A 26,217-nucleotide genomic window follows, 5' to 3' on the forward strand; every position below is an offset into this window, starting at 1 on the left:
AACAGTTATGTCCAGCGTTACACAGTCCGGCAGCTTTACTCTTGGCGATCGCGAAGTCTGGCGTCTTGGTTATGGCGCGATGCAGCTCGCCGGTCCCGGCGTGTTCGGTCCACCAAAAGATCCGGAGATGGCGGTTAAAGTTCTGCAGGCCGCGCTTGAAGCGGGCGTGAATCACATCGACACCTCCGATTTTTACGGCCCGCACGTCACTAACCAAATCATCAAAAAAGCGCTGCATCCGTATCCGGAGTCACTGACAATCGTCACGAAAGTCAGCGCCCGCCGTGACGAGCAGGGTAACTGGCTGCCTGCACTTTCTGCACCGGAACTGACTCAGGCGGTGGAAGACAACCTGCGCAATCTCGGCCTGGAAGCGCTGGACGTGGTCAACCTGCGCAGCATGATTAGCGTCCATGGCCCGGCAGAAGGTTCGCTGGAAGAGCCGCTTTCTACGCTGATTGATCTCAAAAAGCAGGGAAAAATCCGCCACATCGGTCTGAGCAACGTCACCGCGAAGCAGGTAGAAGACGGCATGAAGCAGACGGAAATCGTCTGCGTACAGAACTTCTACAACGTCGCTAATCGCCATGACGATGCGCTGATCGACGCCCTGGCGGCTAAGCACATTCCTTACGTGCCCTTCTTCCCGCTGGGTGGCTTCTCACCGCTGCAGTCTCAGGAACTTAATGAGATCGCCGCAAGCCTGAACGCCACGCCGATGCAGGTGGCGCTGGCCTGGCTGCTGCAGCGCGCACCAAATATTCTGCTGATCCCGGGCACCTCTTCGCTCGGCCACCTGAATGAAAACCTGGCCGCGGCGCACCTGACGCTGCCACAGGCCGCGCTGGACGTGCTGAACAATCTGCCGCAGACGGCGCAGCACTAAGGCTTTCTGAGTGCCTTCGGCCAGCCTGAAGGCACTTCTCTTCTAAGCCCACAAAAATTTTTTCACACTCGCGCAACTTTTCTCTCACCTCCGGCGAACTGTTAAGGGAAGACCCTTTAACTCAACATGACCGGAGCCGACCATGATTGCTGTGAAACACCATTTATCCCTGCTTGCCAGCGCCGCCGTATTTGGCCTGTCTCTGATGGCCTTTAACGCCGCAGCTGCACTTCCCGTTGGCGCAAGCGCGCCTGACTTCAAGCTGGATGCCGCGCTTGGCGGTAAACCCCTGACCTTCTCACTGCAGCAGGCGCTGCAAAAAGGGCCGGTGGTGCTCTATTTCTTCCCGGCTGCATTCACCGCAGGCTGCACGCTTGAGGCTCATGACTTTGCCGAAGCCACCGACGATTTTAAAAAGCTGGGCGCCACGGTGATTGGCGTCACCGCCGGGAATACCGACCAGGTCGCGAAGTTCTCGCAGCTCGAGTGCCGCAATAAGTTTGCCGTTGCCGCCGATCCGGGCGCAAAAGTTGCCGCCGAATACCAGACGCAGATGCAGATGGGCGGTAAAACGCTCTCGGACCGCACCTCGTTTGTGATTGCGCCAGATGGCAAAATACTGCTGAGCTACACCGACCGTAACCCGGACGAGCACATCCAGAAAACCATGGATGCCGTGAAGAAGTACGCCCAGTCACACTCCTGATAACAGACAGAGACGCGCTATGCTAACCGCCCTGTTCGCCGCCTTCCTCGGCGGCATTATTCTCAACTTTATGCCCTGCGTGTTCCCGGTGGTTTCGCTGAAGGCGTTTGGCCTGCTGCGCCACGACGGCAATACTGCCAGCGCCCGCAGCGAAGGCCTGGCGTTCCTGCTCGGCGTGGTTGTCACCATGATGCTGCTTGCCGGGGTTTTGCTGGCGGCCCGCGCAGGCGGCGCTGCCGTCGGCTGGGGCTTCCAGCTTCAGTCGCCGATGGTGATTTCGCTGCTGGCGCTGGTGATTCTTGGTGCCGCCCTGAACCTGCTCGGCGTATTTGAAGTGGGACTTTCGCTACAGCGCGCCGGGGAAATTTCCGTCGGGCGTGGGGCATTCGTACGCTCCGCGCTGACCGGCGCGCTGGCGATCATCGTCGCCACCCCCTGCTCTGCACCGTTCATGGCGAGCGCTATCGGCTATGCGCTGATACAACCGCCTACGGTCGCTCTGGCCATTTTCTTCGCGCTGGCGTTGGGCTTTGCCGCCCCGTTCACGCTAATATCACTCTTCCCGGCGCTGGCTAAACGTCTGCCGAGGCCGGGGGCGTGGATGAACGTGCTTAAGCATGCGCTGGCATTCCCTATGCTTGGTGCGTTCGCCTGGCTGGTTTGGGTGCTGGCTCAGCAGGCAGGTACGACCGCGCTTGGCGTAATGCTGGCAGGTTCGGTAGCCCTGAGTTTCGCCGCGTGGCTGTACGGCATCGCCCAACGACGCCAGCTGGCTGGCCGGGGATATCGGGTAATGTATGCGGTGACGGCTGTGCTGATAGTCGCGATTCTTTTACCTCTGCCGGGCATCATGAAGCCTGCGGCAACGGCTGACGTCATGGCAAGCACCGCAACGGTTAAATGGACGCCGCAGGCGGTGGCAGAACAGCGTGGTCATGGCAAAGCTATCTTCGTAAACTTTACCGCCTCGTGGTGTATTACCTGTCAGGTCAACGACAAAACATCACTCTCAACCCAGGCGGTAAAAGAGGCGATGGCCCGTACCGGTACGCTGTATATGGTGGCAGATTCAACTAAATTTAATCCAGATGTCGATGACGCGCTGAGCCAGTTTGGCCAGGGAGGATTACCGCTGTATGTGGTCTATCCTGCCAACGGTGGCGCACCGAAGGTACTCCCTCAGGTATTGACCCCGACTATCGTGGTGAATGCCCTTAATCAGGCGTCCGGAAAAAAAGCGTGATGACCGTAACGGCGGCACGCCCGGCTTTTCCGGCGTCGTGCTGCAAGGCGGAATATGGATAAGGTGGTTGTCCCGCGTGAAGCCTGGCCCGCGTTTATGGCGCGTGCCCAGGCGGGTGACCGGCAGGCGTATGCGCAGCTGTTGCAGACGCTGGTGCCGGTTATCCGCGCGATTGTCCGCAAACAGGTGGACGACGAGGAGCTGACCGAAGACGTGATTCAGGACGTGCTGTTAACCCTGCACCGGATCCGCCACACCTACGATCCGGGCAGCCCGTTTCTGCCCTGGCTGATGGCGATTGCCCATGCCCGGGCCATTGATGCCTTAAGGCGGCACGGGCGGCGCGCCCGACGGGAAGTGGCGGACGATGATTCGCTCCTTGAGATGGCCGATCCTTCGTTTGCTCTCAGAGCGGAACGGCTGGACGTCGGTGAGGAGCTGGATGGTTTCCTGAATCAGCTTCCCGCTCGGCAGCGCCAGCTTGTCGAGCACGTTCATTTGCAGGAGATGAGCCTCGCTGAAGCCGCTCAGGCCAATAATCTGAGCGTCTCCGCCGTGAAATCATTATTACACCGGGCGTTAAACACCCTTCGCCGTTCTGGAGCCAGTCATGGACAGTCATGATGCGTTACATGATGCGTTAATTGAAAAACTGAGCCATCGCGCCACCCCGGTCAACCGTATCTTACCGGTGCGCTGGCGTGTGGCAAGCTGGGTACTCATGGCGCTGCCCGCGGGAGCGCTCGCTAGCCTGCTGCTGGAGCGTACGGCAACGGACTGGACGCAGCCGGGAGCCTGGCTGGCAATAGCGCAGCTGATCGTCATTTTTGTATTGGGACTGCTGGCTATCCATTCGGCGTTTACGCTCAGCATAGCCGGGCAACGCCCAGCGAAAATGCGTTGGCTGCTCCTGCTGGCAGGGATGTGGCTGGCATCGGTCCTGATGAGCCTCGGCTACCAGCCGCTGACGGCAAGTAGCCTGACGGATACGCGCTGCTACACGTTCATGGTGACCGTCAGCGTGCCAATGATCGCGCTGGTGATTGGCTATCTGCGCCATACCCGCACCCTGAAGCCGCTGCAAAGCCTGACGTTATCGGGCACAGCCGTGGCCTGCATGGCGCTTTCGCTGCTGATGTTTTGCCACCCGGTACATCTGCATCCTGAGGATTTCCTGATGCACCTGGCGGCCATCGCCACCATTATCGTTGCCACCATTGCGCTGGGCTGGCGCTGGGTCAGCGCTTACTGAGAGCCAGTCGTGCCGCAAAGAGCAAAAACGCGATGCCGGTGGCCCGATCCAGCCATTTGACGACCGAGGGATTTTTTAGCATGGACGCAGCATAGCCTGACGCCAGAATCAACGTGAGCGACTACAGCGTCCCCAGGCAAACGTGGATCGACACCAGAAGAAAGGTCCAGACCAGAGGGGAGTGCCCGACAGGAATAAACTGAGGCAGAAAAGAGACATAAAACACGCCCATTTTGGGATTCAGCACGTTGCCCAACATCCCGCGTAAGAACCCGTTGCTGCTTTGTGCGTCACCGCCGGGCGTGAGCGTAAAGCTCTGCCGCGGGCGCAACAAAAGCTGAACGCCAAGCCAGCACAGATAAGCCGCACCGCACCACTTCAGTAAGCTGTACGCCAGTTCAGAGACCGCCAGCGCGCCCCGAGACCAAACGCCACCAGCGCGCCCCAGATGAAACAGCCAACGTCAATGCCGAGCGCCGCCTGAACGGCTTTTTTGCCCCCTTCCGCAACGGAGGTTCGCAGGATCAGGGCGGTATCGAGACCAGGCGTCAGGGTGAGCAGAGTTGCAGCGAAGGTAAAGGCAAGGAGGGAATCAGTGACGGACATTTTACGGCTCCGAAAAAGTGGAGCCTACGCAAAAATTAACACTAACGCAACATAAAAGCGCTGGCGCCACATCGCCACCGGCCCGTAAAAATCACACCTTAAGCATTTTCACTGTGGCTTCGATGTCGATTTCATCTTCAGAAAAAATCAGCGTTTTTTTCTGGAAGGTGGTGATCGCCAGCTTCTTCACGGAGCGCATTTCACCCACTTTGACCGTCGCTTTCGGGCGAATACTGTTCATCAGCAGGCCCACGGAAAGCACCGCATTCTCTTTGTCTATTTTGCTGTCGACAGGCTCTTCTTCACTGTAGACCAGATACGTTTTGATCGAGCTGAGCTTCAGGCGCTCGCCCGCAATGTAGATATATTTGCTTTCCGGCAGTACCTTCACCGCAAATGCGGACAGGCCTTTGGTGTTGGTTGTCGGCTCAAACGTTACCGCCGCATCTTTTTTAATCAGCTCCGGGTTGGCGACCTTAATCACGTGAAAATAGCGATTATCGCCGTTTTCATCTTTGATAAACCCAAACCCTTTGTCTTCAAACCAGGTTGTGATTGTTCCGTTCATCGCCATTACCGCCTCATTCTTCATCTACTCAATTTTGCAGCGCGCAGTGTAATGCACAATGCCTGCACAGACTATGCCTTTGAAGTAAGTCTGGACGATAAAATGGCGGGGTACCAGAGAACCTTCAATGGCGGCACGCTTCAGGCTGAACAGTGCCGCCATAAGATCTGACCCGCTTATGTGGTTCATATTCTTGTACAAATCATTGACGGTAGTATCACGCTTTGTATTAGCAGGGCGTTATCTTTTACCTGCGTTATATATAAATAATCTATATTGTCCAGCTGAAGCTGATCCACAATGCCTGGCGGTGCAGTATCATCAGGCAAACGATCAATTTTTCTTTCGACTATCTGATAAATATTGCTGCCGTGCATTTTTTTTATTTTGAGACTGAACGTGCGATCGATAATCAGCGTTTGCGATTCGGTCTTCATTAGCCCTTGATAAACAGCGTTAAGGGATGTTTTACCATCATAAAGAAACACGCCAGCTAACCTGAGTTCAACGGAACCACCTGTAACGTAGCTTTTACGCGTAATAATGTCTGATTTACATTCAAACGTGGCATTTTTGTTACGAAGGAGTTTACTGCCTGCTGAAATAACAAAAAGCGTAATAAAGAAGATCGCAATTCCATGCGTAAACCATTTCTTACGAGTCAATGTTCTGTATCTCCCCTAACTTACGCAGAGATCGGCAGCTCCGGTAACCTGTATCTTTTTCATTTCTGAAGCATACGCCAGTGAAGCTGTTCTTAAAGACAATCTGCTCGGTGCTGGAAAAAAAGACGTCAGCTTTATTTTTCCGGCAATCGATCTGCCAGGTATTTAGCTGATGGTCTATCGCCTTTAACAGAACGTCCGGGTTATCGGGATCCCGACGGCTGCCAATAAGCCAGAGCCCGCACTGCTCATGCTGTCCCAAAAAAACCAGTTCTGTGGGTTCGAAGGTATCGGCATTGCCGAACCACGAGAGCAGCATCAACACGACTCCGGCAATAATGGCGATCAGCAGGATAGCCAGCATCAGCATAAGAGGATTACGCTGCACCGTGACTTCAGGAACTTGCTGAAGTTCTGAAGACTCAGTCTCACTCTCAGCCTCAGCCGCACGGGCTACGGGGCGCACCGTGTGGTGCTCAATGTGTGCATTAAGACAAAAGCCTTTTTTGCGGATGGTATTAATTAATCCAGGATCGTGTCCAAGCTGGCGAAATGCCTTTCTGATTTCACTGATAGCAACGTTAAGGCTAACCGAGGAACCCGTAAACCCCTGATTTTCCCAAACCGTTTCAATTAACGCTTCCCGCGTCAGCTCATGACCGCTGTTAATAACCAGCTGATATAATAACCGTCCTGCCTGATTTGATAACTTAATGTTTACTTCTGGTTCATCTATAAGCAAAACAAGGGCAGTATCAACCTCATAAAGCATCCTGTAATCAATGAGATATTTCACTCCCCCCCCTATCTGGTGAACATTGAGAAAGCGCTTACTTGCGCTCACTTCATTAAAGTTATACAGACATCCTCGATGGAATCAAAGAGAATGATTGATGAGGTTGATTTATTGTTATTGAACTATAGAAATCAAGAATGAATGATACTCACTTAAGAGTAAATGACATCTACTTAAGAGTAAATGTCATCTGGTTTGGCGTAAAAGATCGCTATTTAGGGATAAATGATATTCAGTACAGCTGATGTATTTATATTACCCTGAGCGACAGCTCTAGTATTATATACGTAGTAATAAGCCGCCATGGGAATGGAAATAGTTTGCGTCATGGCACCGCCCTGCGCCACGCTGAAAAGAGATGTGGCGGTTCCCCGACTGGTAGTAGAGGTAGAAAACACGACGGGTTTACCTGCATTACTGGTTTTTACGACCCGAATGCCAACGCCTTTAGCCGCTGAAGTACTGCTGTCTACCAGTACGCTACTGTCGGCAGGCAGCAGGTTATTGCTGGAAAGGAACATATCCACCGCACGCGTTGAGGTGCTGTCCGTGTTCAGGTTCTGGCAGCTCATATTCAGCGTGAAGGGTGTGATACCCGGCTGGCTTGAGGAGTCCAGCTGTGAAATCCCGACTTTTGGCAATACAACCGTCAGCCCGGCGTTGTCAAAAGCGCAGGTGGTTTCCGCCGGTGCATACTTAATTGTCATCGGCTGACCGTACATATCGCGATTATCGTACGGCCAGTGGAAACCATTAAACAACCAGGTCAGGATCTTCGCCGCCTGGGTTAGCGGCCACGTCAGAATTTCCCATAACGACATGCCGCTCATGTCGCTGACAAACATGACATCGCTGATGCTTACCGTGTTACCAGCCACTGCCGTGCCGGTACTGCTGACCAGCGTAAAGCGCAGATTCATTGCCGTGTTAAGCTCTGAAGCAGTGTGTCGACCGGAGCTGGCAAGTTTTGGGTTTGCCGGCGTATTCACGATCTCTGCGCGCACGTTATATTTGCCAAAGGAAAGAATCGTGGCCTTGCTGCTGTCGGTGGACAAAATCGGCGTATAGGCAAATTCACTATTACCGGTGGTGCAGTTAAAGGAGCCAACGTACTGCGTCATGACCGTGGTGGTCCACTGGGTATTGGTCATGCTGAGCTTGTCCGACAGATCGATGTTGAGGGGCGTACCGTAGCTGATTCCGCTGCCGGAGCAGGTGGCATAGCTTACGCCGCTGGCGCAGGCCAGCAGCAGAAAAAGAAATAACCTGAACATAAAAACTCCTGTCATGCAGAAAACTAGCGACAGCGCGTAGGGGCTGCATTCATCCCATAGGTCGGAGAGACGAGCCGGCAGCTTCCATCGCGCAGTTTGACGTTCAGGCTCTTTGGCTGATGCTCCGAGCGAATATACAGCACGCTGTTCTGGCCCACGAATCCGACCGACTCTCCGTCATCGTTAAAGACTTCTGTTCCAAACGGCAGCGGTTTCCCACTGGCCTGTAAGGCATTAAGCTCCCAGGAGGTCCGGCGATCGGTTTCGAAGCGCAGATAGCTGACGGCGCCGTCCCAGGGAGCCGTATTGGCGATGTTACCCATCACTTCCGCGCCAACGCTGTCACTGGTGCTGGACAGGGTAATGGCATTGCGGCGGTACGGGGTTGCATAAGGCACCAGCGCCAGCCCGTCGCGGTTGGTGACGATGCTGTCATCTCCGTTCACCATCATGCCTTTTGCCCCTGGCGCTTCCACGATGGTCATCGTCCGGCCCACTTCGTTGGACATCAGCACGTGACCAGGGATGGCAACGATGCTACCGCGGCTGCTGAGGCCAGCCTGCCGGTAGTCAGAGGATTCACTCCAGGAGCCACCAACCGTTGAGATATCAGAACGGTATGCGGCGCTGGCGCTGGCGGTATTGCTCCCACCGTGCTGATTGCTGCCGGAAAGGGAATAGCTCAGACGATTCGAATCCATGGCGTTGCCGCTCAGGCTAAGGTTGGTCTGCTGGTAGTGTGAATCCGCTGCCGAGACGCTGGAGGTAAGCCATGCGCTGCTGTCAAACATTGAGAAGGGCAGGCTGAGTGAGACGTACATGCGCGTTTCCTGCTGGCGATCGCTGTTGCGAACGCGGCTGGCGGAAAGCGTATAGCTGGCCTGGCCAAGCGAGTTGGAGTAACCAATTTGATATTCCCGACTTTTCTGCGCTTTGCTCCAGTAATCTCGCTGGGTAGCGGAGATAAACGCCGTTCCCCAGCCCTTCCCTAACTGCTGGTTAAGATCCAGGTTGAAGGTATTTTTAGGGCGAGCAGAACGCAGCGCATCCCACGTATTGAGATCGATGTCCGGGCTGAAGCCATAGACATCTTTCATCTTGTCATACTCTTTTTCCAGCCGATGGTAGCCTTCGCGGGAATAAATGGCGTCACTGAAGCTGTAGTAACCTTTGGTCGAGTAGCGATAGGCCGCCAGGGTAAAGTTAGTCGCGGTAGTGCTGACGAATTTACTGTAGGCGATACGGAAGCTTTGCCCGCTGTCGCTTCGGTTTTGCAGCTGTGTTCTGGCATGAGTGACGTCCAGCGAAACGGCACCTACCGGCAGGTTCCAGCCTGCACCGAGCAGGCCGGAGGCGTAGTTTGCGCTGAGAATTGAGCCTGCATAGCCAGTGACCAGGTTGTTGAAGCCATGGCGCAGCGTGCCCTGAATAAACGCTGGCTGATAATCGGTATTGGCCTGATGCACTTTACCCGCGACCAGGCTGTACTGGCTGATGCCCTGTTTCAGCATGCCCGGTACGGCGGAGAACGGGACAGAAAAAGACTGCTGAGAACCATCCGCTTCACGTACCACGACCAGCAGATCCCCTGCCGAGCCGGTGGGCTGAATATTGTCGAGCGTAAACGCGCCCGGTGGAACGTTCTCCTGCCAGATAACGTTACCGCTCTGCATGACCTTAACCAGGGCATTAGTCCGTGCCACGCCGTGTACGACGGGCGAAAAACCCTGCTGGGAGTTCGGTCGCATATTGATATCCGATCCCAGAGAGACGCCGCGTACCCGAAGCGAATCAAACAGATCGCCGGGAGTATAAAAGTCGCCCATCATCAGATTCGACTTCAGCGTTGGGATGGGACGGCGAAGATAGCGGGTATTATTCTGCCACTGGCCACTCTCTCCTGAGTGCTTGCTCCAGGTGCTGCTGTCGCGAAACTGCCAGCCCAGCAGGTTGATCCCGGAATCCAGCCCGGCGTAAAGATCGTCATCGCTGTCCCGGCTACCCGTTTTCGAGCGCGTGTTGTAATAAGTTGTGTTGTAAGAGAGCATCAACGCCGGAATGCCCTGGTCCCAGAGGCGCGGATCGACGTAGCCTTGCTCATGATGCAGCATAAAGCTTTGTGGCACCGTCAGTTGAATGCTCAGGGTTCCGGGGTCGACAGCAACGCGACCGCCCTGCACCAGCTTTTTCAACTGGACGCCATCTTGATCCATCAGGTTAAGCTGACTCATATCGATCCCCAGCAGTCCGGCACTGGTGCGGTCAAGGAAGATGTCGTCTTTGGCTTTACCAAACGTCACCGTATAGCGCCCCTGCCAGTCGCCATTGACGTAGATATCCATCTCCTGATTGCCCGCAGGCATGTCGTTATCCTCATAAAAGCGAGACAGATCGGACTCACGCGATGCACCGGCCAGTAAGGACGTATCAAAAGTTACCGCGCGGGAGGGCTGGGGCAGCAGGCATGAGCATGCCGCCAACAGCCAGAGTCTGTTTTGTTTGCGTTTCATGAGTGAGAGTTCCGTTTACTCGGTGATCAGGGCTTTGGTCTGGTAGGCTCCGGCATCGTCGACGTACATCACGCGATACGACTGGCCTTTTCTGACGCTTTTCTTGCTGATAGCCGTGTCCTGACTGAAGGGAGAAACCATCAGGGAGTTTTCCAGCAGCTTGCTTTCGCCTGAGCCTTCGATGTTGGCAATCGTGATATTGAACGGGCTGTTATTGATAATGGTGAAACCGCGGGCATCGGCATTCAGCCTGAGTTGATTTATCGCCTGCTCGAGCGTGCCTTTAAGGGCTGTCGGACGATAAAAAACCTTAATTCGTGACTTAATTGCCAGCTGCATGGTATTCAGGCCCTGCATATTTTCAGGCTTGGGAGGAATATCCAGCACGTTCAGATAAAATACGGATTCACGATCGCCAGGAAGGCTAGCCGGTAATTTTTTAATACGCAGCTGCTGCCCGTTATGACCGTTTACTTTTACGACCGGTGGCGTGAGCAGAAACGGGACTTTTGCCGTTTCTGGTGTGGAATTAATATCGCCATCGTCAATCCATGCCTGTACCAGGGAAGGATCGTCCCCGTTATTAATAAGCTGAACAACCGTTTCTTTGGTATTTTCAGGATAAATAATTCGGGTACCGTTAATAATAACATTGGACCATGCAGAACCTGACGCCAGCAGCATGGTAGCCAGAAGATAAAGAGTGCGCATGATAAAACCTTATTAACCAGGCCCGGAGCCGGGCCCGGCGGAAAAACAATTACAGATAGGCAACGGTATAAGTCACATTGGAGCTCAGGGAACCCACTTTTGCCGCATCGCTGTTGGTTTTGTAGTAATACACGTCGAGGGTCAGCGTTTCGGCATCCGGCGCAGTTTTATCACCCATTACCTTGGTGGTGTAAGGCTGATTCAGCGGGATTGGCGTTGAGGAAGACGGCTCTGCCAGTGAGAAGCCAACGTTGCGAGCTACGCCAGCGTCGCTTTCGTTGACGCTATTATTCAGCAGGTATTTTCCATCAGTAGAGATGTTATCCGCGGAGGAGAAATAGACTTTCAGAGGCGTACCGGCGGTACCTGCCGCAGGTGAGCAGCCGGAGAAGGTCAGGGAGAAAGATTTTTTGTTTTTAGTGATCGGCCCAACGGTAGTGCCCGCATCAGATACGGAGATTGGCGCCAGGGCAACCGTAAAGTCAGCACTTTTGCCGCCGTTGATGGTGCAGGTCGTGTCGGTGATGGCACCAGAGAAATTGATTACGCCACCCGCAGCCTGGTCAGCGGCGGTTGCCGCGCCAGAGGTCATTGCCGCAGCCAGTACGGTTAAGGAAATAATGTTCTTAAGCATGAGAAACTCCAGAATACGATTTAATTTTACAAATACCAGGGTCGAACTTTCCGGTAAAAAAGATTGCAGTGTGACCTTTCATAAAATTATTTATCCGCGCTTTAAACCGCCTGGCTTCGGAGAGCCAGAATCGATTATTAATCACGCGGAGAAACTATTTTAATGTACCGAAAACCCATTTTTGAGTCGCATGCCGTCTGTACTGGGCTGCTGCGACCCGACAACATAATCATGCATAATAATCTCAAAATACAAAACATTATTCTTACTTATTGAAATCATAAGAATAATAATCTTATGAGAAGATTAAAACTTTATTATTAATCTGTTTAGAACATCCATACAATCTCTGGGTGAAATTTTATCTTTGGACTTTAAATGCTATTGCCATGAAGAGATTTTTTCCTGGTTGCTGATACCTTGACCCACGTATTTTTGTCCTAAATACTAGCCGCGCTTTATGCCCACGGTTTTTAACTAAGACGCAACGCATGAAATATCTCATTGACTATACAATGCTTTACGAAGTAGATACCGGCACAATTTTACTCGAAGGTGTCGAGGAAACCGCTGTTCGCTTATCGAATCAGGCTGCCAGATTGTTGCATGTTCTTATCCTTAATAATGGCAAGCTACTGGAGCGCGATGAGCTGATTAAACGCGTCTGGGAGGATCACGGCTTTTCGGGTTCTTCCGTCAGCCTGAACGTTGCCATCAGTGAAATTCGTAAAGCGTTTCGCATGCTTGAACACGATCCTTCTTTAATTACAACGGTAAGAGGGAAAGGGTTTAGCCTCTCGGCGCATATCCAGCACCATACCGTGCGGCCAAAAAAAGAGGCGACAGCAGACGGTAAATCGTTATACGAACAGACTCCCTCTAACTGGCTGCGCAAGAATGTAAGAAATATTCTTCTAATATTACTAATGATTATTCTGAGCGCCGTTGTGTCGAGCATTGTAACGCAATGGATGAGCCGCAATACGCTGCCGCAGGATCCCTCCCTTTCCTATGCCGGACATTTCCATCAGTGTGCAATATACGTGATGAATAAAAACAATGGAGCAGATCTCAATCACTCTCTTGAAGAGGCAGCCAGAGGGCTAATAAACAACAAAATAAACTGTCTGCAGCGTGCGGCTGATGTTTATTTATCGACGTTTCATCAAATTAATCTGCAGAATTCTTTTATGGGAGTATGTTTCCTGCAGGACTCCCATTCAGGCTATCGCAGCTGCATATCCTTTCGTAGTCTGACGGGGGAGTAGGCCGTGATCAAAAAATTCCTGGTAGCCGGAGCACTGCTGGCAGGGTTGTTAACGGTAGTGACATACTTTGCGCTACCTGGTTTATGGAAGAGTACGCCCCCTTTACTCAAGTGTGAATCGGACGTGGTTACCCGGAAAACTTACCCTGACGGCAACTATATAGAACTGAGGATGACGACGTTGCTGCTGATGAACTCGGAAAGTTCGCTCACGGCGTTTGATAAAGGAGTGATGCTGATGCCGGAAAAAAACTATGCCATCGACAGACGCTATAACATGACGCTTGAGCGGGTGGATAACAGCAATATCTACCATATTCATGGCAAGCAGATGCAAAAAACGCCGGACGATACCGCCCCTGCGGATATCATTAATCAGCTGATGATGGACAGCATCAACTTCTTCTGGATAACGCCGGTTAAACCCGGCAGCTGGATGATTCAGGGGCTGGTGCTGCCGGTAATGGTATGCCGGGATATTTGATCCCTGAGAGGTCCTGCCATGGAAGTGATGAGCGCGCATATCTGTACGGCCCGGGCGAGCAAAGGCATGTACCCATGAAGATAAAATTTTGCCTGTAGATTCACATTGCACAAGGTAGCGCATAAGAAGACTTAAGATAGTAAAGATGCAAAACGTTCACAACGTATTATTGACTGATGATTCCAGAATTGGCTACACTCCTTTCCATGGCCAGATATAAAGAATTTGATGTTGAAGTCGCGCTGAATGCGGCAATTGCCGTATTTCGGGAATACGGCTACGCTGCGACGTCTGCCCAAATGCTGACAACAGCGATGAAGATAGGCAGGCAGAGCCTCTATGATACGTTTGGTGGAAAGTGGCAACTTTACTGTTCAGCGGTCGAGAGGTACTCGGCAGATGAAACCGCCGCGCATATTTCCATGCTGCAAAAAGAGGGAAGCGCTATCAATGGCATTGAGGCGATGCTGGAACGGGTGATCGCTGAAGCCACCTCTCCATGTCTTGGACTGAGTTCAATCAGTGATTTTGCTAATCGCGAAACCGATCTTCAGGCGATACGCGATCGGGCAGCAAAAGGGATGTTTGAAGTACTGAAAGGTAAAATCAGTCAGGCACAAGTTGAAGGTGATATTTCCTCCAGCACGCTTCCGGAGCAGGTAGCCCTGTTTCTGGTTGCGAATATTGCAGGGATCAGAATGGCCGCTCGTGGAGGGGCTGATGAAAGCAGCCTTCATGTGATAAAGACATTGGCAATCCAGGCTCTGAAATGAGCCTGTTTTTTTTACCCAATTCTGGAATGATTGTTCAAGACAGGAGTGTAACTTGTGAAAGCGATAGTGACAGAACAAGCTGGTGGACCAGAAGTACTGAAATATCAGGAATGCCCGGAACGACAGCCTGGCAGCGGGCAAGTCGTGGTCAGGGTCAGTGCAGCTGGCGTAAATTTCATGGATATCGGTGTCAGGAAAGGCACGGTATGGCAGGACATCCCCTGGCCCCGAATCCCTGGAGTAGAAGGTGCCGGGGTAATATTGCGTACGAGTGACGACGTCAGTGAGTTTGTGCCTGGACAAAGGGTTGCCTGGGTTTATGCACCAGGGAGCTATGCTGAGGAAGTGGTCATTCCAGCCTCCGCCCTGGTTTTAATTCCTGATAGCATTGACGATAAAACAGCAGCGTCTGTGATGATGCAGGGGTTGACCGCCAGCCATTTCGCTACCGAGTTTTACCCAATACAGCCCGGTGATATTGCTCTGGTGCATGCCGCTGCTGGTGGTGTTGGTTTACTGCTGACCCAGATAATCAAGCACCGTGGAGGGCGGGTTATTGGTCGCGTATCCTCTGAGAGTAAAGTCGCCATGGCTAAAGAGGCTGGAGCCGATCATGTTATCGTCGATACGAAAGGAACGTTCGCCGCCGAAGTTATGCGTCTCACAGAGGGTCAGGGCGTACATGTCGTTTATGATGGTTCCGGCCCGGTCACATTCCAGGATTCACTGAACGCCTTAAGGATTGCTGGCACATTTTGCTGGTACGGGCCCATTCTGGGAGCCCCGGATAAAATTGATATTATGAGCCTTCCTAAAAGTATCAAAATAGGCTACGCAACGTTTAACCATCACGTTCATACTTCAGCATTGTTGAGAAAACATACGAATATCCTGTTTGACTGGCTACTTGCGGGAACCCTCAAAGTCAGCATCGGGAAGGAATATGCACTGGCTGATGCCGCACAGGCGCATGCTGATATGGAAAGCAGGAAAACAACGGGCAAATTATTACTTATCCCATAAAGCGCATTCGTTCAGACTTTATCTGACAGCTACCGGTTATTTTTTCGGGTATCTGTCAGAGTACATCCGCTCACCAGCAATATCGTACTTGTCTTTCAGGTTCCGGAGGCGCTCAATGAAAATATGCGCCGTAAACGCAGCAAACCGATGCCGTAACGTGACAACCTGTAGTAAATAACTGATTGAAAGCGGAACGAGTTTAACGAAGTTTTGCCACAAGGGGGAGAAATCTGGAGCGGGTGAAGGGAATCGAACCCTCGTATAGAGCTTGGGAAGCTCTCGTTCTACCATTGAACTACACCCGCTCAGGGAGTGCCTTCGAAAAGGTGAAGGCATTATAAACCTAACGCCTTCACTGACAAGCCTTTCGACTATTAAGTGGTGATAATCTGAGCACTTAGCATTTCGGTTTGCTGCCCTGAGGTGGCAGATAGCGCAGCGGATCGATGGCGGTGGCACGGTAGCGAATCTGGAAATGCAGCTTCACCGCATCGGCGTCGCTGCTGCCCATCGTGGCAATTTGCTGGCCGATTTTTACCGACTGACCGTTGTTGACCATCATTTTATCGTTGTGCGCATAAGCGGTGATGTAATCTTCACTGTGCTTAATCATGATCAGGTTGCCGTAACCACGCAGCTGGCTACCTACGTACACCACTTTCCCGGCGCCCGCCGCATAAATCGGCTGACCACGCGAGCCTGCGATATCAATGCCTTTATTGCCACCATCGGCAGTGGAGTAAGGCAGAACAACCTTCCCGCTCGTTGGCCAGCGCCAGCAGCGCTGCCCGACCGGCGGCCAGGACGACTGCGGCACAGCGGAAGACGGCGTGACTTTCGCTGTTTTACCGCCTGAAGATTTCTTCGATCCGGAACTGCCGTTAACCTTTAAGCGCTGTCCGATTTCGATGGTGTACGGCGGTGAAATGCCGTTCATCCGGGCGAGGTCGCGCACGCTGGTACCGGTCATGCGGGAGATCTTCGACAGCGTATCGCCGCGTTTAACGGTGTACATCGACCCGCTGTAGCTGCCGTCAGAGCCTGATTTACTGCCGGAGCAGCCAGCCAGAACCAGCCCGATAAACAGGCACAGAAAGAGGCGTATAGGTTTTTTCATCAGGCGTCCTGCGCGCACAGCAAATCCTCGGTGTTGGTCAATCGGATGGCCTATGATACCAGCCCTTGCCGCCATGCCAATGTTTAGCATGCATTAACTGTGTACAGGGCGGTCGACTCGTCCATAAAAAAAGCCCGGCTTCTGCAAACCGGGCTTTCATCACGCAAAGTGACTTATTTCGTTGGACGCATTGCCGGGAACAGGATCACGTCACGAATGGTGTGGCTGTTAGTGAACAGCATAACCATACGGTCAATACCAATGCCCAGGCCCGCCGTTGGTGGCAGACCGTGTTCCAGCGCGGTAACGTAGTCTTCGTCGTAGAACATCGCTTCGTCATCGCCTGCCGCTTTCGCGTCAACCTGCTCCTGGAAGCGCTGCGCCTGATCTTCTGCATCGTTCAGCTCGCTGAAGCCGTTGCCGATCTCACGGCCACCGATGAAGAATTCAAAGCGGTCAGTGATTTCCGGGTTCACGTCGTTACGACGGGCCAGCGGAGAAACTTCTGCCGGATATTCGGTAATGAAGGTTGGCTGAATCAGGTGCGCTTCCGCCACTTCCTCGAAGATCTCGGTCACGGTACGGCCCAGACCCCAGCTCTTCTCAACCTTGATGCCAATCTCAGCCGCGATAGCTTTCGCCGCGTCGAAATTGTCCAGGTCAGCCATGTTGGTTTCAGGACGATACTTTTTGATCGCCTCACGCATGGTGAGTTTCTCGAACGGCTTGCCGAAGTCGAACGTCTGGTCGCCGTAAGGCACTTCAGTTTTGCCGAGAATGTTCTGCGCCAGGGTGCGGAACAGGGATTCGGTCAGCTCGATCAGATCTTTGTAATCTGCGTAGGCCATATAGAGTTCCATCATGGTGAACTCTGGGTTATGGCGAACGGAGATACCTTCGTTACGGAAGTTACGGTTGATTTCGAACACGCGCTCGAAGCCACCGACCACCAGACGCTTCAGGTACAGTTCCGGCGCGATACGCAGGTACATGTCGAGATCCAGAGCGTTATGATGGGTGATGAACGGACGCGCGGACGCGCCGCCCGGGATCACCTGCATCATTGGGGTTTCCACTTCCATAAAGTCGCGACCCACCATGAACTGGCGGATACCGGCGAGGATCTGGGAGCGCACTTTGAAGGTGTTGCGGGATTCATCGTTAGAGATGAGATCCAGGTAACGCTGACGGTAGCGTGCTTCCTGATCCTGCAAGCCGTGGAATTTGTCCGGCAGCGGGCGCAGGGCTTTGGTCAGCAGGCGCAGCTCGGTGCAGTGAACAGACAGCTCGCCGGTCTTGGTTTTGAACAGTTTACCTTTCGCGCCCAGAATATCGCCCAGATCCCATTTCTTGAACTGGTCGTTATAAACGCCTTCTGGCAGATCGTCGCGCGCAACATACAGCTGAATACGGCCGCCAACGTCCTGCAGCGTCACAAAAGAGGCTTTACCCATGATACGACGGGTCATCATGCGCCCGGCCACGGTAACTTCAACGTTCAGCGCTTCGAGCTCTTCATTTTCTTTCGCGCCAAATTCGGCGTGCAGCTGGTCGGAGGTACGATCGCGACGGAAATCGTTCGGGAAGGCAATGCCCTTCTCACGCAGCGCGGCAAGCTTCTCGCGACGGGATTTCAGTTCGTTATTAAGATCAACGACTTCGTCAGCACCTTGTGCTTGTTGTTCAGACATTTTGGTTCCTCATAACCCTGCTTTCAAACTAGCTTCGATAAACTGGTCGAGGCTGCCGTCCAGTACCGCCTGCGTATTGCGGGTTTCAACCCCGGTGCGCAGGTCTTTGATACGGGAATCGTCCAGTACGTATGAACGAATCTGGCTGCCCCAGCCGATATCCGATTTGTTTTCTTCCGCCGCCTGCTTCTCAGCATTTTTCTTCTGCATTTCCAGCTCGTACAGCTTCGCTTTCATCTGCTTCATGGCCTGATCTTTGTTCTTATGCTGCGAACGGTCGTTCTGGCACTGAGTGACGGTGTTGGTTGGAATGTGGGTAATACGTACCGCAGATTCTGTACGGTTAACGTGCTGACCACCGGCACCGGAGGCGCGGTACACGTCGATACGCAGATCTGCTGGATTAATTTCGATATCGATGTCGTCATCGACTTCCGGGTAGACAAACGCGGAGCTGAACGACGTGTGGCGACGACCGCCGGAGTCAAACGGACTCTTACGGACCAGGCGGTGAACGCCCGTTTCGGTACGCAGCCAGCCAAATGCGTATTCGCCCTGAATGCGAATGGTCACGGATTTGATACCCGCGACTTCACCTTCGGACTCTTCAATAATCTCTGTTTTGAAACCGCGTGCTTCCGCCCAGCGCAGATACATACGCATCAGCATGCTGGCCCAGTCCTGAGCTTCGGTACCGCCGGAGCCTGCCTGAATGTCAAGGTAGCAGTCGGCGCTGTCGTATTCACCGGAGAACATGCGGCGGAATTCAAGCTGAGCCAGTTTTTCGTCGAGCAGATCGAGCTCGGCGACGGCTTCGTTGAAGGTCTCTTCGTCATCGGCTTCAACGGCCAGCTCCAGCAGGCCAGAGACGTCTTCCAGCCCCTGAGACATCTGATCGAGCGTGTCGACGATGGCTTCCAGCGACGAACGTTCTTTGCCCAGCGCCTGTGCGCGCTCAGGTTCGTTCCAGACGTCCGGCTGTTCCAGCTCGGCGTTTACTTCTTCCAGACGCTCTTTCTTGGCATCATAGTCAAAGATACCCCCTAAGAACGTCAGAGCGCTCCGTGAGGTCCTGAATGCGATTTTTTACCGGATTAATTTCAAACATGGTCGATTATCTTTTTTTGGGCTTGTCAAAATGCGGTGATAAGAGCGGGATTTTAACGGATCTCCGCCCTTTTTTATAGGGAATCCTGACGCTAAATTGGCCAGATATTGTCGATGATCAGTTGCAGGCTGCGGTTTCCGCGAAACTCATTGATGTCCAACTTGTAGGCCAGTTCCACTTCGCGCACGCCGTTGTCTGGCCAGCAAGCGGTATCGACGTTAAACGCGATGCCGTCCAGCAGCGGGCCACCGCCTACCGGTTCCACCATCACCTTCAAATGCCGCTCACCCACCAGGCGCTGCTGAAGAAGCTTAAAGCGACCGTCAAACAGCGGTTCCGGGAACATCTGCCCCCACGGCCCCGCATCGCGCAGCAGCTGCGCCGTCTCCATGGTCATCTCAGCCGCCGATAGCGGGCCATCTGACACCACTTCACCTTGCAGGAGTGCCGGATCTAACCACTCGGTCACCAGCTCGCCAAAACGCAGCTGGAATTCGTCAAAGCGGGCCTCTTCCAGCGACAGACCAGCCGCCATCGCATGCCCACCGAACTTGATCATCATGCCAGGATAGAGCGTGTCGAGCCGCTCGAGCGCATCACGCATGTGCAGACCCTGAATCGAACGGCCAGAGCCTTTAAGCGTGCCGTCACCCGCAGGGGCAAACGCAATCACCGGGCGATGGAAGCGCTCTTTAATGCGTGAAGCCAGAATACCCACCACGCCCTGATGCCACTCTGGATGATACATCGCAAGACCGCCCGGCAGCGTTTCGCTGCTGCGTTCAAGCTTCTCGCACAGCGTCAGCGCTTCTGCCTGCATGCCCTGTTCGATCTCTTTACGCGTCTGATTCAGCGCATCCAGTTCGTTGGCCAGCTGCCGCGCTTCACCGAGGTTGTCGCTGAGCAACAGCGCCACACCAACGGACATATCATCCAGGCGACCGGCGGCGTTCAGGCGCGGGCCGAGCGCAAAGCCCAGATCGCTTGCCGCCAGCTTCTGCGCATCGCGGTTAGAGACTTCCAGCAGCGCTTTAATGCCGGGCCGACACTTCCCGGCGCGGATGCGGCTCAGGCCCTGCCACGTCAGAATGCGGTTGTTGGCATCCAGCGGGACGACGTCCGCCACGGTGCCCAGGGCAACCAGGTCCAGCAGCTCAGCCAGATTCGGAATGGCAATGCCCTGCGCCTCAAACCAGCCTTTATCACGCAGGTGGGTGCGCAGCGCCAGCATCAGATAAAAAGCGACGCCAACGCCCGCCAGCGATTTCGACGGGAAATCACAGTCGCGCAGATTTGGGTTAATGATGGCTTCTGCGTCAGGCAGCGTATCGCCCGGCAGGTGGTGATCGGTCACCAGCACGGGAATGCCAAGCGCATGGGCGCGTTCAACACCTGCGTGAGAAGAGATGCCGTTGTCGACGGTCATAATGAGCTGTGCGCCACGCGCGTGGGCCTGATCGACCACTTCCGGACTCAGACCGTAGCCGTCTTCAAACCGGTTCGGCACCAGGTAGGTGACATTGCTGCAGCCAAGCTGGCGCAGCCCCAGCACGCTAAGCGCGGTACTGGTTGCGCCATCAGCGTCAAAATCACCCACCACGACAATCCGCACGCCTTCACGGAGAGCGTCATAAAGCATTTCAACGGCCTTCTCTATGCCGGAGAGCTGCTGCCACGGCAGCATTCCTTTAACGCTACGTTCCAGATCGGCCGCGCTCAGCACGCCACGGCTGGCGTAAAGCCGCTGAAGCAATGGCGGGAGATCCGCAGGCAGCTGCGCCGAAAGGTTAACCTCCCGGCGGCGAAGTTGTATCTGCTGTTTCACGCCGCTTATTTACCGCTGGTCTGTTTCTGATGCTCGTCGAGGAAGGCTTTCATCTCTTTCGGCGCCTGATAGCCCGGAACCACGTAGCCATCGTTCAGCACAACGGCTGGCGTGCCGTTCACGCCAAACTGCACGCCCAGTGCGTAGTGGTTGGCGATGTTGATGTCACAGCTGGCAGGCTGAACGCCTTTACCGTCCATGGCGTCATCAAAGGCTTTGTTGCGATCTTTCGCGCACCAGATGGCTTTCATGTCCTGCTCAGGCTGGCTCTGCACGCCTGCGCGCGGGAAAGCCAGATAGCGCACGGTAATACCCAGCGCGTTATAGTCTTTCATTTCTTCATGCAGCTTGTGGCAGTAACCGCAGGTGATGTCGGTGAACACGGTAATCACATGCTTTTCCTGCGGAGCCTTGTAGACAATCATCTCTTTTTCCAGCGCGTTCAGCTTGCCCATCAGCAGCTTGTTGGTCACGTTGACCGGGCTTGCGCCGCTGACGTCGTACATTGGTCCCTGGATGATGTGCTTCCCGTCTTCGGTCACGTACAGCACGCCGCTGTTGGTCAGCACCGTTTTCATGCCTGCAACCGGGGATGACTGAATGTCCGTGCTCTGCACGCCCAGCTTCGCCAGCGACTGCTGAATGGCGGCATCGTCAGCCTGAGCGGTACCGCAAAGTGCAGCCGCCAGCAGAGAGAACATCGCTAAACCTTTTTTCATAACCTTTCCTGTCTGTTTCGTTTTCAGCTCACGCACGAGGGTGATGCTGTTGATGAAGTTGCCGCAGCCGTTCCGTAGCAACGTGCGTATAAATCTGCGTTGTTGAAAGATCGCTGTGCCCCAGCAGCATTTGCACCACGCGCAAATCCGCGCCGTGGTTGAGCAGATGCGTGGCAAAGGCGTGCCGCAGCACGTGGGGCGACAGCTTTTCGCTGTCGATGCCCGCAAGCAATGCATAGTGTTTGATGCGGTGCCAGAACGTCTGACGCGTCATCTGCTGGGCGCGCTGGCTCGGGAACAGCACATCAATCGACACACCGTTTAGCAACCAGGGCCGACCGTATTCAAGGTAATTCTCCAGCCAGTACACGGCTTCTTCACCGAGCGGCACCAGCCGTTCTTTGTTGCCTTTACCGATAACCCTCACCACGCCCTGGCGTAAGCTGATATCGCTCATCGTCAGCCCCACCAGTTCCGACACGCGCAGGCCCGTGGCGTAAAGCACTTCGAGCATCGCTTTATCGCGCAGCTCAAGCGGTTGGTCAACCAGCGGTGACTGTAGCAATCTTTCCACCTGTGCTTCGCTCAGATCTTTGGGCAAACGCTGTGGCAACTTCGGCGAAGCCAGCCGCGCGCTCGGATCGTCCTGGCGTACTTTTTCGCGATACAAATGCTGAAAAAAGCGACGCATGGCGCTCAACAAACGGGCCGAGCTGGTGGCCTTATAGCCCCCTTCGACACGCTCTGCCAGCAGAAGTTGCAGATCGGTGTGCTGCACTGTTTCGCTGTTCAGGCCGTGCTTGTACAGCCATTCAATGAGCATCGTTAAATCGCGGCGGTAGGCGCTGAGCGTGTTCTCGGCGAGGTTTTTCTCCAGCCAAAGCGCATCGAGAAAATGTTCGATTTGCGCGAGATCCTTTTCCATATGTGCCTCCTGGAACCAGCCAACGGCCTCATTATGCCTTAAGGCAATACCTTTCTGATACACTAGCGCAAAGTCATAGCAAGCACTGAGAGTTTTCGCGATGAAAATTGGCCTCTTTTACGGCTCCAGCACCTGTTATACCGAAATGGCCGCGGAGAAGATCCGCGACATTATTGGCGCAGAGCTGGTGACGTTGCACAACCTGAAAGACGATTCCCCACAGCTGATGGAACAGTACGACGTCCTGATCCTCGGCATCCCGACCTGGGATTTTGGTGAAATCCAGGAGGATTGGGAAGCTATTTGGGCTGAGCTGGATAACCTTAATCTTGATGGGAAAATCGTGGCGCTTTACGGCATGGGCGATCAGTTGGGCTACGGCGAGTGGTTCCTGGATGCGTTAGGTATGCTGCATGACAAACTTGCCGGCAAGGCGGTGAAATTCATTGGCTACTGGCCAACGGAAGGATACGAATTCACCAGCCCGAAACCCGTCATCGCGGACGGCCAGCTGTTTGTCGGCCTGGCGCTGGACGAAACCAACCAGTATGACCTGAGCGACGACCGCATTCAGGCCTGGTGCGAGCAAATCCTCGGCGAAATGGCCGAGCAGTTCTCCTGATATACCGCTACTGCTGAGCGGGCTGTTGCAAAATGGTCCGCCGCAAATCCCGCCACTCCCCGGCATCCATGCTGTCCGCCGCCAGCCACAGGTGCGTACGCTTGCGTCCATCAATCCGACGTAAACGTAGCATCATCCCACTCTTGAGCACCCAGGGCGTACCGAGCAAATCCCACTCCTGGTTTTGCCAGCGCACGCGAGAATCCATCAGCAGTTTGATCTCACCCTGGCTGGCATTAATACGCCGCTGGCTGCGAACGCAGTCAAACACCACCAGCGACAGCAGCAGAAGCCACAACGGGGTATAGCTCAACGGCCAGGGTATCAGCAATATAAAAGCCGCCACCATACCGTGGAGTAATAAAGAGACCCACTGTGCGCGCCACGAGACGCGTAGATCAGATTGCCACAGGACCACGTTCCCGATTCCGTGTCTGAATAAGTTGCACCATCCGCTGAAGTTCAGCATCCGCTGGCTTGCCGTGATTCATCAGCCAGTTAAACAAATCCGGGTCGTCGCACTCCAGAAGGCGAATAAACAGCGCTTTATCATCGTCGCTGAGCGTTTCGTATTCGTACTCAAAAAAGGGCATGATCGAAATATCGAGTTCACGCATTCCCCGACGGCACGCCCAATGAATACGGGCTTTGTTGTTGATGTCCATGTTGTCCTTCCTGACAGTCGATATTGAGTAGTTTAACGCGTTTTTTTCACTTACTTTACAGGAATATTGCTTATTGCGGCGCAATTCCAGAGACATTCCACACTAATTACATGGAATTACTTTATTTTCCACGCCGCCTCGCGAAACAGAATAATGGCACAAATGGTCTTCGGAAAGCGCTTGCAATGCGCAATAGCTCTTTTACCATTAGTCATTAACACTGCGTTAAGCTATTCAGGACATGATTATGGCTTTTACTCCTTTTCCTCCTCGTCAGCCCTCTTCTTCTGCCCGTTTGCCGTTAACGCTGATGTCTCTTGATGACTGGGCGCTGGCGACCATTACCGGCAAAGACAGCGAAAGCTATCTGCAAGGCCAGGTGACAGCGGACGTCGCACAAATGACGGACCATCAGCACTTACTGGCGGCGCACTGCGATGCCAAAGGCAAAATGTGGAGCAATTTACGCCTGTTCCGCGAACCAGAAGGCTTTGCCTGGATTGAACGCCGAAACGTACGTGACGCTCAGCTGACCGAGCTGAAGAAATACGCCATCTTTTCCAAAGTCAGTATCGTGCCAGACGATGCACGAGTACTCCTGGGCGTAGCCGGTTTTCAGGCCCGTGCGGCGCTGGCAAATCTCTTTTCCACCCTGCCAGACGGCGAAAACCAGGTCGTGCGTGACGGCGACAGCACTCTGCTGTGGTTCGAACACCCTGCCGAGCGCTTCCTGCTGGTTGTCAGTGAAGAGACTGCACAACGCGTGACGGATGCGCTGCGCGGCGAAGCGGCGCTGAACAACAGCCAGCAGTGGCTGGCCCTCAATATTGAGGCTGGCCTGCCGGTGATCGACAGCGCGAACAGCGCGCAGTTTATTCCTCAGGCCACCAATATTCAGGCGCTCGGTGGCATCAGCTTTAAGAAAGGCTGCTACACCGGTCAGGAAATGGTCGCTCGCGCCAAATTCCGTGGCGCTAACAAGCGCGCACTCTGGTCCCTGGCAGGCAGCGCCAGCCGCGTGCCGGAAGCCGGTGAAGATCTTGAACTGAAAATGGGTGAAAACTGGCGTCGTACCGGTACCGTGCTCGCCGCCGTTCAGTTAGATGACGGTAGCGTGCGGGTTCAGGCAGTCATGAATAACGATATGGAGCCAGACAGCGTCTTCCGCGTGCGTGAAGATGCCGGTTCACTGCGCATTGAACCCCTCCCGTATTCACTCGAAGAGGCGTAATTGACTCATCGCCGGGAATATTTCGTCCCGGCGACAGCAATTTTATACAAAGCGAAGGCGGAGGGGTGAATGAAACTAAAAATCAAAGAACAAACCCATTTCCACCGCGTTGATGCCCTCGGTGGCCTCGACATGCTTCAGGCACGCTATTACAAGCAGCGCTTCGCCCGTCACGTCCACGATACGTTCTGCATCGGCGTCATCGACCAGGGCGCACAGCGCTTTTATCGTTCAGGTGCAGAGCACGTTGCTCCTCGCGGAGACATCATCATCGTCAACGCCGATGACGTGCACACCGGCAGCTCTGAGCTGGAGCACGGCTGGGCTTATCGCGCGATCTATCCGCACCCGGATATGCTGAACAACATTCTGCGTCAGGTGCCTGACGGCAAAGATTTTGTGCCCTGGTTTCCGGATGCCGTGATCCACGACCCTGGGCTTTCAGAGCAACTTTTACTGACCTTTAGCATGCTCGATAAAGAAGGGAACAACCTGCTGAAGGAGACTCTGCTACTTTCGTCGCTCACCCTCCTTAGCGTCCGCTATAGCCGCACCCGCAAGCCCCCTCTTGAATTACCTGCGGCAACCCAACGCATTTTGCGGGCGAAAGACTTCATGGATAGCTGTCCGGAAGAGGACCATACCCTGACCCGGCTGGCCGAGCTGGCGGGGCTCAGCCACTGGCATTTTTTGCGCCAGTTCAAGCTCATTACGGGGATGACGCCCCACGCTTATCTGGTACAGGCCCGGCTGCGAAAAGCCCGCACGCTGCTGCGCCAGGGGCTCACTATTCTTGATACGTCAATCCTTTGTGGATTCACCGATCAGAGCCACTTCCATCGCCATTTTAAGAACTCCATTGGCCTGACGCCGGGCGAATTTATTAAGGCCTGAGGCTGAGCAATAACATTCAATA

General features: G+C 54.0%; 28 protein-coding genes, 1 tRNA gene and 1 pseudogene. 12 read left to right on the plus strand and 18 right to left on the minus strand.

Features of this window, described 5'->3' with window-relative positions; all coding sequences use genetic code 11:
• Positions 1 to 7 precede the first annotated feature (7 nt).
• The 5 genes from RTU33_RS15625 (at position 8) to RTU33_RS15645 (ending at position 4,087) form a co-directional block, all read left to right on the plus strand.
• On the plus strand, positions 8 to 886 hold the full coding sequence (locus tag RTU33_RS15625; RefSeq protein WP_312628570.1) for an aldo/keto reductase family oxidoreductase: 879 nt from the start codon (positions 8 to 10) through the stop codon (positions 884 to 886).
• 142 nt (positions 887 to 1,028) lie between these two features.
• Positions 1,029 to 1,592: a peroxiredoxin gene (locus RTU33_RS15630; protein ID WP_312628571.1), complete on the plus strand. Its 564-nt coding sequence runs from the start codon at positions 1,029 to 1,031 to the stop codon at positions 1,590 to 1,592.
• Between the two features lie 19 nt (positions 1,593 to 1,611).
• A complete protein-coding gene (locus RTU33_RS15635; RefSeq protein WP_312628572.1) occupies positions 1,612 to 2,835 on the plus strand; it encodes a thioredoxin family protein in 1,224 nt (407 codons plus the stop codon).
• 54 nt (positions 2,836 to 2,889) lie between these two features.
• The gene (locus RTU33_RS15640; protein WP_312628573.1) at positions 2,890 to 3,459 is read left to right on the plus strand and encodes a sigma-70 family RNA polymerase sigma factor; all 570 of its coding nucleotides are present in this window, start codon (positions 2,890 to 2,892) and stop codon (positions 3,457 to 3,459) included.
• Entirely contained in the window at positions 3,446 to 4,087 is a 642-nt protein-coding gene (locus tag RTU33_RS15645) for a DUF1109 domain-containing protein (protein WP_312628575.1), read from the plus strand. Before RTU33_RS15640 ends, RTU33_RS15645 begins: the two co-directional genes overlap by 14 nt.
• On the opposite strand, the pseudogene RTU33_RS15650 reads toward RTU33_RS15645, so the two are convergent.
• The 9 genes and pseudogenes from RTU33_RS15650 to RTU33_RS15690 form a co-directional block, all read right to left on the minus strand.
• Positions 4,074 to 4,693 (minus strand): annotated as a pseudogene (locus RTU33_RS15650) (LysE family translocator). The gene RTU33_RS15645 and the pseudogene RTU33_RS15650 sit on opposite strands and share 14 nt — an antisense overlap.
• A 91-nt stretch (positions 4,694 to 4,784) precedes the next feature.
• Positions 4,785 to 5,267 (minus strand): cold shock domain-containing protein, encoded by a 483-nt coding sequence (locus RTU33_RS15655; protein WP_312628576.1) that lies wholly within the window; start codon positions 5,265 to 5,267, stop codon positions 4,785 to 4,787.
• Between the two features lie 18 nt (positions 5,268 to 5,285).
• Complete coding sequence (locus tag RTU33_RS15660; RefSeq protein WP_312628578.1) at positions 5,286 to 5,423, minus strand: hypothetical protein; 138 nt, start codon at positions 5,421 to 5,423, stop codon at positions 5,286 to 5,288.
• A 23-nt stretch (positions 5,424 to 5,446) separates the two neighbouring features.
• Positions 5,447 to 5,926, minus strand: a complete 480-nt coding sequence (locus tag RTU33_RS15665) for a hypothetical protein (protein WP_312628580.1) — start codon at positions 5,924 to 5,926, stop codon at positions 5,447 to 5,449.
• A complete protein-coding gene (locus RTU33_RS15670) occupies positions 5,916 to 6,722 on the minus strand; it encodes a winged helix-turn-helix domain-containing protein (RefSeq protein WP_312628582.1) in 807 nt (268 codons plus the stop codon). Before RTU33_RS15670 ends, RTU33_RS15665 begins: the two co-directional genes overlap by 11 nt.
• 215 nt (positions 6,723 to 6,937) lie before the next feature.
• Positions 6,938 to 7,996 (minus strand): fimbrial protein, encoded by a 1,059-nt coding sequence (locus tag RTU33_RS15675; RefSeq protein ID WP_312628584.1) that lies wholly within the window; start codon positions 7,994 to 7,996, stop codon positions 6,938 to 6,940.
• A gap of 23 nt (positions 7,997 to 8,019) precedes the next feature.
• Positions 8,020 to 10,506, minus strand: a complete 2,487-nt coding sequence (locus tag RTU33_RS15680) for a fimbria/pilus outer membrane usher protein (RefSeq protein WP_312628585.1) — start codon at positions 10,504 to 10,506, stop codon at positions 8,020 to 8,022.
• A gap of 15 nt (positions 10,507 to 10,521) precedes the next feature.
• Positions 10,522 to 11,217 carry a molecular chaperone gene (locus RTU33_RS15685; RefSeq protein ID WP_312628586.1) on the minus strand — a complete coding sequence of 232 codons (696 nt, stop codon included), beginning with the start codon at positions 11,215 to 11,217 and terminating at the stop codon, positions 10,522 to 10,524.
• A 49-nt stretch (positions 11,218 to 11,266) separates the two neighbouring features.
• On the minus strand, positions 11,267 to 11,851 hold the full coding sequence (locus RTU33_RS15690) for a fimbrial protein (RefSeq protein ID WP_312628588.1): 585 nt from the start codon (positions 11,849 to 11,851) through the stop codon (positions 11,267 to 11,269).
• Between the two features lie 491 nt (positions 11,852 to 12,342).
• On the opposite strand from RTU33_RS15690, the gene RTU33_RS15695 reads away from it, so the two are divergent.
• The 4 genes from RTU33_RS15695 (at position 12,343) to RTU33_RS15710 (ending at position 15,398) form a co-directional block, all read left to right on the plus strand.
• On the plus strand, positions 12,343 to 13,119 hold the full coding sequence (locus RTU33_RS15695; protein WP_312628590.1) for a winged helix-turn-helix domain-containing protein: 777 nt from the start codon (positions 12,343 to 12,345) through the stop codon (positions 13,117 to 13,119).
• A 3-nt stretch (positions 13,120 to 13,122) separates the two neighbouring features.
• Positions 13,123 to 13,602 (plus strand): hypothetical protein, encoded by a 480-nt coding sequence (locus tag RTU33_RS15700; RefSeq protein WP_312628591.1) that lies wholly within the window; start codon positions 13,123 to 13,125, stop codon positions 13,600 to 13,602.
• 176 nt (positions 13,603 to 13,778) lie between these two features.
• Positions 13,779 to 14,375 carry a TetR/AcrR family transcriptional regulator gene (locus RTU33_RS15705; RefSeq protein ID WP_312628592.1) on the plus strand — a complete coding sequence of 199 codons (597 nt, stop codon included), beginning with the start codon at positions 13,779 to 13,781 and terminating at the stop codon, positions 14,373 to 14,375.
• Between the two features lie 54 nt (positions 14,376 to 14,429).
• Complete coding sequence (locus RTU33_RS15710; RefSeq protein ID WP_312628594.1) at positions 14,430 to 15,398, plus strand: quinone oxidoreductase; 969 nt, start codon at positions 14,430 to 14,432, stop codon at positions 15,396 to 15,398.
• 231 nt (positions 15,399 to 15,629) lie between these two features.
• Here the strand turns inward: RTU33_RS15710 and RTU33_RS15715 are convergent.
• From RTU33_RS15715 to xerD, 7 genes are all read right to left on the minus strand, one after another.
• Positions 15,630 to 15,703: transfer RNA gene (locus tag RTU33_RS15715), tRNA-Gly, on the minus strand.
• A gap of 92 nt (positions 15,704 to 15,795) precedes the next feature.
• The gene (gene actS / locus RTU33_RS15720) at positions 15,796 to 16,515 is read right to left on the minus strand and encodes an amidase activator ActS (protein ID WP_409438253.1); all 720 of its coding nucleotides are present in this window, start codon (positions 16,513 to 16,515) and stop codon (positions 15,796 to 15,798) included.
• 173 nt (positions 16,516 to 16,688) lie between these two features.
• Entirely contained in the window at positions 16,689 to 18,206 is a 1,518-nt protein-coding gene (lysS, locus tag RTU33_RS15725) for a lysine--tRNA ligase (protein WP_312628598.1), read from the minus strand.
• Positions 18,207 to 18,215: 9 nt separating this feature from the next.
• Positions 18,216 to 19,314 (minus strand): peptide chain release factor 2 gene (gene prfB, locus RTU33_RS15730; RefSeq protein WP_312628600.1). Its coding sequence is split into 2 segments (ribosomal slippage): positions 18,216 to 19,238 and positions 19,240 to 19,314, totalling 1,098 coding nucleotides; the frame shifts between segments, so codons are not numbered across the junction.
• Between the two features lie 91 nt (positions 19,315 to 19,405).
• On the minus strand, positions 19,406 to 21,139 hold the full coding sequence (gene recJ / locus RTU33_RS15735) for a single-stranded-DNA-specific exonuclease RecJ (protein WP_312628602.1): 1,734 nt from the start codon (positions 21,137 to 21,139) through the stop codon (positions 19,406 to 19,408).
• A gap of 5 nt (positions 21,140 to 21,144) precedes the next feature.
• Positions 21,145 to 21,858, minus strand: coding sequence for a bifunctional protein-disulfide isomerase/oxidoreductase DsbC (gene dsbC / locus RTU33_RS15740; protein ID WP_312628604.1), 714 nt, complete (start codon positions 21,856 to 21,858; stop codon positions 21,145 to 21,147).
• Between the two features lie 28 nt (positions 21,859 to 21,886).
• A complete protein-coding gene (xerD, locus tag RTU33_RS15745) occupies positions 21,887 to 22,783 on the minus strand; it encodes a site-specific tyrosine recombinase XerD (protein WP_312628605.1) in 897 nt (298 codons plus the stop codon).
• Between the two features lie 100 nt (positions 22,784 to 22,883).
• Between xerD and fldB the strand changes: the two genes are divergently transcribed.
• The gene (gene fldB / locus RTU33_RS15750; protein WP_312628607.1) at positions 22,884 to 23,405 is read left to right on the plus strand and encodes a flavodoxin FldB; all 522 of its coding nucleotides are present in this window, start codon (positions 22,884 to 22,886) and stop codon (positions 23,403 to 23,405) included.
• 7 nt (positions 23,406 to 23,412) lie between these two features.
• Here fldB and RTU33_RS15755 read toward each other — a convergent pair whose 3' ends face one another.
• Entirely contained in the window at positions 23,413 to 23,823 is a 411-nt protein-coding gene (locus tag RTU33_RS15755; protein WP_312628609.1) for a protein YgfX, read from the minus strand.
• On the minus strand, positions 23,804 to 24,070 hold the full coding sequence (sdhE, locus tag RTU33_RS15760) for an FAD assembly factor SdhE (RefSeq protein ID WP_312628610.1): 267 nt from the start codon (positions 24,068 to 24,070) through the stop codon (positions 23,804 to 23,806). Before sdhE ends, RTU33_RS15755 begins: the two co-directional genes overlap by 20 nt.
• A 247-nt stretch (positions 24,071 to 24,317) precedes the next feature.
• Here sdhE and ygfZ point away from each other — a divergent pair, with 247 nt between their 5' ends.
• Both ygfZ and RTU33_RS15770 read left to right on the plus strand, forming a co-directional pair.
• Positions 24,318 to 25,301, plus strand: coding sequence for a tRNA-modifying protein YgfZ (gene ygfZ / locus RTU33_RS15765; protein WP_312628611.1), 984 nt, complete (start codon positions 24,318 to 24,320; stop codon positions 25,299 to 25,301).
• A 69-nt stretch (positions 25,302 to 25,370) separates the two neighbouring features.
• A complete protein-coding gene (locus RTU33_RS15770) occupies positions 25,371 to 26,195 on the plus strand; it encodes an AraC family transcriptional regulator (RefSeq protein WP_312628612.1) in 825 nt (274 codons plus the stop codon).
• The last annotated feature ends 22 nt before the right edge of the window (positions 26,196 to 26,217 follow it).

This window comes from Scandinavium sp. (assembly GCF_032012665.1).
Lineage (GTDB): Bacteria > Pseudomonadota > Gammaproteobacteria > Enterobacterales > Enterobacteriaceae > Scandinavium.